The sequence below is a fragment of the Enterovibrio nigricans DSM 22720 genome (genome assembly GCF_900167155.1).
In the GTDB taxonomy this organism is placed as follows: Bacteria; Pseudomonadota; Gammaproteobacteria; order Enterobacterales; family Vibrionaceae; genus Enterovibrio; species Enterovibrio nigricans.
Window position 1 is genome coordinate 1 of record NZ_FUXU01000226.1, and the last position, 1,224, is coordinate 1,224.

2 protein-coding genes are annotated in these 1,224 nt (G+C 45.7%); one reads left to right on the forward strand and one right to left on the reverse strand.

Annotated elements, in window-relative coordinates:
• Window positions 1-239: 239 nt before the first annotated feature.
• The gene (locus B5D35_RS23815) at window positions 240-581 is read left to right on the forward strand and encodes a hypothetical protein (RefSeq protein ID WP_078754860.1); all 342 of its coding nucleotides are present in this window, start codon (window positions 240-242) and stop codon (window positions 579-581) included.
• Window positions 582-863: 282 nt separating this feature from the next.
• On the opposite strand, the gene B5D35_RS23820 is transcribed toward B5D35_RS23815, so the two are convergent.
• Window positions 864-1,070: a hypothetical protein gene (locus B5D35_RS23820; protein WP_078754861.1), complete on the reverse strand. Its 207-nt coding sequence runs from the start codon at window positions 1,068-1,070 to the stop codon at window positions 864-866.
• Window positions 1,071-1,224 lie beyond the last annotated feature (154 nt).

The following is a 1,224-nucleotide window of genomic DNA, read 5'->3' on the forward strand; positions in this document are numbered from 1 at the left end:
AGGTCGACGAGGCAGCAAAGGGTGGGCGAGAGACTTGGCCAAATCCGAACAAGCTTGCGCCGTTCGTGATGCCTAGGAAAGAGGATCGCTTTGCAACGAGAAGCCCGTAACATAACGGCCATAATGCGAACTCACCCTAAGTTGCACATTTTTAACACAAAAGACTTATTTCATTGACTCTTATCAAAATAAGTTAATGCACTTCATGCAAAATCGCCCCATTAATAAATGGAGGCTCTATGACAGCGACAGAACAGATCTTAAAACATCAAATCGACAACGACTACTTTGAGGGAAAGCAGCCGGATTTTATTGCGGGTTTAGCTCAACGCGCTGTTGATAGTGGCTATTCCTCCTTGAGTGAAAAACAGCGAAATACCTTAACACCTCACTTAACACAAGCGTGCTATGGCGTTACTAACCCCGGTGGTTATCACAATGAGTGCGCTGCGACATTGGAGGGAAGTGTTCTTGTTGATGCTTATGAGCAGGAAGCGTATCGAGGAGGGTTGCTGTGTCCTGACTGCATTCAAGAAACTGAAGGCTACGAGGCTGAATGGGAAAAATTTAGTCGAGATTAAATGTAAACGAAAGGGACGCTAACTAACACGTCCCTTTTTTCATATTTCATGCCGTAGGCATACAAGCCAGTGCGAAGCGCGCAGCGAGGCACAAGCCGATTGCCTTACCTTTTCCAATCCTCAATCCCCTAAGCGGCGCGTAGCCTTCTCAGAGGTGTTTTACGCCGTTACATGCCATCCTGCGAGGCTGTCTTTTACTAAGCCTGTTATCACCGTCAGGGGCAGGGAGAACAGCCAAAAAGCCGCACGCTCTAATAGCGGCTTTTGGTCTCAATATAATACTTACGCCTTGATTTCGATTATCTCGAACTCAAAGCCTGAATGTTTTTTAGCATCAAGAAATCGTTGTATGTTTGCATAGCGTTTGTAGTGCTTGGCTTGCTCAAGCTCCGTCACCATGCTGATGGTTTTCACGTCTTTACTCATCTGGCAGACGTACTTTGCGCCGTCCTTCCAGTTGATATGATTTAGCTTAATCACCCAACTCATAAATTCATCAATGTTGATTAAATGTTAACGGGAAAGGGTTGGGGTTGCTGTTACACCCCAACTAACTCCGGAGTTCCGGTTCTAAGTTCGACCTAAAATTCACCTTGAAGGGTTCGGCTTTGATGCCTAAATGCTCCTACTGATTAATCGTTGA